Annotated in this window: 3 protein-coding genes and 1 tRNA gene; 1 reads left to right on the forward strand and 3 read right to left on the reverse strand. The window is 64.1% G+C overall.

The features are described from left to right. From JWR89_RS20655 to JWR89_RS20665, 3 genes are all read right to left on the reverse strand, one after another. A tRNA-Arg gene (locus JWR89_RS20655) sits at window positions 1-77 on the reverse strand. Between the two features lie 145 nt (window positions 78-222). After that, the gene (locus JWR89_RS20660) at window positions 223-426 is read right to left on the reverse strand and encodes a cold-shock protein (RefSeq protein ID WP_299719595.1); all 204 of its coding nucleotides are present in this window, start codon (window positions 424-426) and stop codon (window positions 223-225) included. A 186-nt stretch (window positions 427-612) separates the two neighbouring features. Then, on the reverse strand, window positions 613-1,347 hold the full coding sequence (locus JWR89_RS20665) for an outer membrane protein (protein ID WP_299719597.1): 735 nt from the start codon (window positions 1,345-1,347) through the stop codon (window positions 613-615). Window positions 1,348-1,910: 563 nt separating this feature from the next. Here JWR89_RS20665 and JWR89_RS20670 point away from each other — a divergent pair. Next, window positions 1,911-4,954: MG2 domain-containing protein (locus JWR89_RS20670; RefSeq protein WP_299719599.1), on the forward strand; the 3,044-nt coding region annotated here is incomplete at its 3' end.

The raw sequence follows: 4,954 nt of genomic DNA on the forward strand, positions 1-4,954 counted from the left end.
TGGCGATCCCAGCAGGATTCGAACCTGCAACCCACGGAGTAGAAATCCGTTACTCTATCCAGTTGAGCTATGGGACCGTCGGGGTGTTCATAGCATTGCCAATATGAAAAATCCGCTTCCGCGCCAAGCCTGTCCCGGTGCATTTCGCGGCAAGGGCTGTGCTTCACCCACAAAAAAACCCGCCGTTTCCGGCGGGTTTTTCGAAATCCATAGCAAGAAGGCTTAGCCGACCCGGAGGTTTTCGGCCGAGGTCTTGCCGCGGTTTTCCTGCTCTTCGAAGCTGACCTTGTCGCCCTCATTGAGGGAGCCGAGGCCGGCACGTTCGACTGCGGAGATGTGCACGAAGACATCCTTGCCGCCGTTGTCCGGCTGAATGAATCCGAAACCCTTGGTTGCGTTGAACCACTTTACCACGCCTGTCGTCACTGCACTCTCCTGGTTAAATCGTCAGCGTTCATAGCAGGTCCGATCACCGACCGCCACCGCCAAACGCCATTTTTGTTGATCGCCGTACTTTTACCGGCGGGGCGCCGCGCGCCCAAGCCGGGGGTGTCCGGATGTGGAAAGGGCCGGCATTGCTGCCGGCCCCGTTATTCTTCCGATGGGAAGAAATCAGTACTTCGCGGGGGTCAAACCGGCGCCGAAGCTGCCCAGGTTGAAGCGGTAGTTCAGGCCAGCCTTGACGGTGTGCTCGTCGTTACGGGTCGAACCGAAGCTGGCGAGCGCCGGCGCTGCGAACGAGGTCTTGCCGAAGTCGTAGTACTGGTACTCGACCTTGCCCGACCAATTCTGGGTGAACAGGTATTCCAAGCCGGCGCCGACGGTGTAGCCGTCCTTGCTGCCGTTCACGCCGGCAACGCCGCCAACAACGGGCACAACCAGGTTGCGGTCCATTTCAGCCCAGGCGTAACCGCCCTTGACGTACAGCAGGGCCGGACCCCAGGTGTAACCAACGCGGCCGGTAACCGAGCCGATTTCCTTGATGTTCGAACCGTAGGTGTAGCCAAGGCCAGGAGCCGGGAACACGACGGTGTTGCTGCTGTTGCCGGTCCAGGAGTACTGGGCTTCAACACCGAACACCCAGTTCGGAGCGAACTGATAGTCGTAGCCGCCCTGAACGCCGCCCATGAACTGGCCATCGTTGTTGTTGTTGGAAACGCCGGCGAAGCCGTTGTTGCCCGAGAACGCGCCGCCGACGTGGCCGCCGATGTAGAAACCGGTCCAGTTGTAGATCGGGGCTGCGACGTAGGCCGGGGCCTTCGTGTAGGGGCGCGCTGCGAGATCAGCGGCGGAAGCCGACGAGGCCAAAGCGATGAAGGCGACAGAAGCGAGCAGAATTTTTTTCACGAGAACTCTCCGAAGGATCGACCCGACTGGGTGATGTTGATTTGACCCTATAGGTTTTGGCCGGGCTGACTGTCACTCCCTTGCAACAGCCAGCCTCAACCCGACCATCCACAGCAGCCACGTACCTTTTAAGGCAAATTGAATGCAGTTCCGCTGCTGCATGGTGAAGACCGCGTTAATAATCGATCTGCGCAGGTAGCCGTTGATGCACGCGGTTCGCCAAGCGTGTGCGGGTAGCGACCGCGTGGCGACCGATGCGACGCGAATCGCATCGAGAATCGACGTTTGCCGCGCCCATGCGGGTCGCCGTGAAAATTGTTCGGCCCGCCGATCTCCACCGAACCGGATGCCGGATGGCCGCGACATACCGATGGCGATGTGGCTTTACCTTTGGCAGGGCTCACCGCCATGATGCGGAACATTCGCGCAGGAATCGCAGCCTGCCGGGTTCGTCACCGTATTTCCGAGACGATCGAAGGTCGGTAGCCGCTCGTGCCACAGTCCGTCACCATTTTGCGCACCGCTGAACGCCTGCAGGCGTTCGCTCGTGCAGGGAGCCTTCCATGATTGCTTTGGTTCGCGCTGTCAGCATCTGCGCCGCGCTGGCGTTCGGCATCGTTTCCGCCGGGGCGGCCGACAAGGCCTTTCGACGCGACGATCTCGCCGATTCGGCGATCAAGCTGGAAGCCCAGATCAAGAGCGAGGCGGGAGCGGTCGCCAAATCGGCGGCGACCTTGCGCAGCGATGCCGACGCCGCCTTCAAGCGCGGCGACTATCGCGCCGGGCTGACCACACTGGGCCAGATCGTGGCGATATCGCCCGACGACAGCGGCAACTGGCTGCGGCTGGCCAAGACCATCTTCCAGATCCGGCCGGCAACCTCGACCGAAACCACCTTCCTGCTGGAGCGCGCCTCCACCGCCGCCTACATCGCCTATCAGCGCGCCGGCAATGCCGGCGAGGAGGCCGAATCGCTGGCCGTGCTGGGCCGTGCCATGGCCGACCGAAAACTGTGGCGTCCGGCGCTGGATACGTTGCGGCTGTCGCTCGACCTGCGCGAGGTCGCCGATGTCAGAGGTCAATATGAGAAGCTGCGCGACGATCACGGCTTCCGGCTGCTGGATTACACCGTGGACTCGGATTCCGCCTCGCCGCGGGCCTGTTTCCAGTTCTCGGAAGATCTTGCCAAGCGGGTCGATTTCGCGCCGTTCCTGGCGTTGGCCGGCAGCGACAAGCCGGCGCTGAGCTCGGAGGAGAAGCAGCTCTGCGTCGAAGGCCTCAAGCATGGCGAGCGCTACAACATCAATCTGCGCGCCGGCCTGCCATCGACGGTGAAGGAGAGCCTGCCGAAATCCGCCGAGTTCAACATCTATGTCCGCGACCGCAAGCCGTTCGCGCGCTTCACCGGCCGCGCCTACGTGCTGCCGCGCACCGGCCAGCAGGGCATTCCCGTGGTCTCGGTCAACACCCAGGCCGTCACCGTCAACGTGTTCCGGATCGGCGACCGCAACCTCATCAACACGGTCATTGGCAGCGACTTCCAGACGTCGCTGAGCAAGTACCAGCTAGACGAGCTCGGCAACGAGCGCGGCGTCAAGGTCTGGACCGGCGAGTTGGCGACCGCCTCGACGCTCAATACCGACGTCACCACGGCGTTTCCGGTCGATCAGGCGATCGGCGAGCTGCAGCCCGGCGTCTATGTCATGACCGCGGCGGCCAAGGGGCCGGGCGCCGGTGGCAATGGCGATGAAGACGGCTCGCTGGCGACGCAGTGGTTTATTGTGTCGGACCTCGGCCTCACCGCCTTCTCCGGCAATGATGGCATCCACGTGTTCGTCAATTCGCTGGCCTCGACCGACCCCACCGGGAAAGCCGACATCCGCCTGGTGGCGCGCAACAACGAGATCCTGGCGACCCGGAAGACCGACGATTCCGGCCATGTGCTGTTCGAGGCGGGTCTGGCCAAGGGCGAGGGCGGGTTGTCGCCGGCGCTGCTGACTGTCACCAGCGACAAGGGCGACTACGCCTTCCTCAGCCTCAAATCCAACCCCTTCGCTCTCAGCGACCGCGGCGCTTCCGGCCGTACGGTGCCGGCCGGCGCCGATGCCTTTGTCTATGCCGAGCGCGGCGTGTATCGCTCCGGCGAGACGGTCTACCTCACCGCGCTGCTGCGCGACGGGCAGGGCAATGCCGTCACCGGGGGGCCGTTGACGCTGGTGGTGGAGCGGCCGGACGGTGTCGAGTTCCGTCGCGCCGTGCTGGCCGATCAGGGCGCGGGCGGCCGCAGCCTCACGCTGCCGCTGAATACGGCGGTGCCGACCGGCACCTGGCGCGCTCGTGCCTTCACGGATCCGAAGGGATCGTCGGTCGGCGAGACCACCTTCATGGTCGAGGATTATGTCCCGGACCGAATCGAATTCGATATATCCAGCAAAGACAAGCAGATTTTTGCTGAGAAACCGGTTGAGCTGAAAGTCGATGGCCATTTCCTGTATGGCGCGCCGGCTTCGGGCCTGCAGCTGGAAGGCGACCTGCTGGTCGCGCCGGCCTCCGGCCGGCCGGGATTCGCCGGCTACCAGTTCGGCGTTTCCGACGACGAAACCACCAGCAACGAGCGCACCCCGATCGAGAACCTGCCGGAAGCCGATGCCAATGGCGTGGCAACGTTCCCGGTCAGCCTGCCGAAGCCGCCGTCCTCGACGCGGCCGCAGGAAGCGCAGATCTTCATCCGCATGACCGAGGCCGGTGGCCGCGCGGTCGAGCGCAAGCTGGTGCTGCCGGTGGCGCCGGCCGCGGCGATGATCGGCGTCAAACCACTGTTTAAGGACAAGAACGTCGCCGAGGGCGACAATGCCGGCTTCGACGTGGTGTTTGTGTCGCCCGAGGGCACGTCGCTGCCGCGCTCCGGCCTGCGCTACGAACTGCTGAAGCTGGAGTCGACCTATCAGTGGTACCGGCAGAGTTCGTCTTGGAATTACGAGCCGGTGAAATCGACCAAGCGCGTCGCCGACGGCGATCTGAACGTTGCCGCCAACGCGCCGGCCCGCATTCAATTGCAGCCGCAGTCCGGCCGCTACCGCCTCGACGTCAAATCCACCGAGGCCGACGGTCCGCTGACCTCGGTGCAGTTCGATGTCGGCTGGTATTCCGACGGCAGCGCCGACACGCCGGACCTGCTGGAGACCTCCATCGACAAGCCCGAATACGCCTCCGGCGACACCATGACCGTGTCAGTCAACGCCCGCTCGGCGGGACGCCTGACCATCAACGTGCTTGGCGACCGGCTGGTGACGACGCAGTCGGTGCCTGTCAAGGAAGGCGCCTCGCAGGTCAAGATTGCCGTCGGCAAGGACTGGGGCACCGGCGCCTATGTGGTGGCGACCTTGCGCCGGCCGCTCGACGCCAGCGCCAAGCGGATGCCGGGCCGGGCGATCGGCGTGAAATGGTTCGGCATCGACAAGAAGGCGCGCACCCTCGACGTCGTGCTGTCGCCGCCGGCCTTGGTGCGGCCGAGCACCACGCTGAAGCTGCCGGTCAAGCTCGGCGGCCTCAATCCCGGCGAGGACGCCAAGATCGTGGTCGCCGCGGTCGATGTCGGCATTCTCAA

Origin of the sequence: Tardiphaga sp., assembly GCF_028290785.1 — a bacterium.
In the GTDB taxonomy this organism is placed as follows: Bacteria; Pseudomonadota; Alphaproteobacteria; order Rhizobiales; family Xanthobacteraceae; genus Tardiphaga.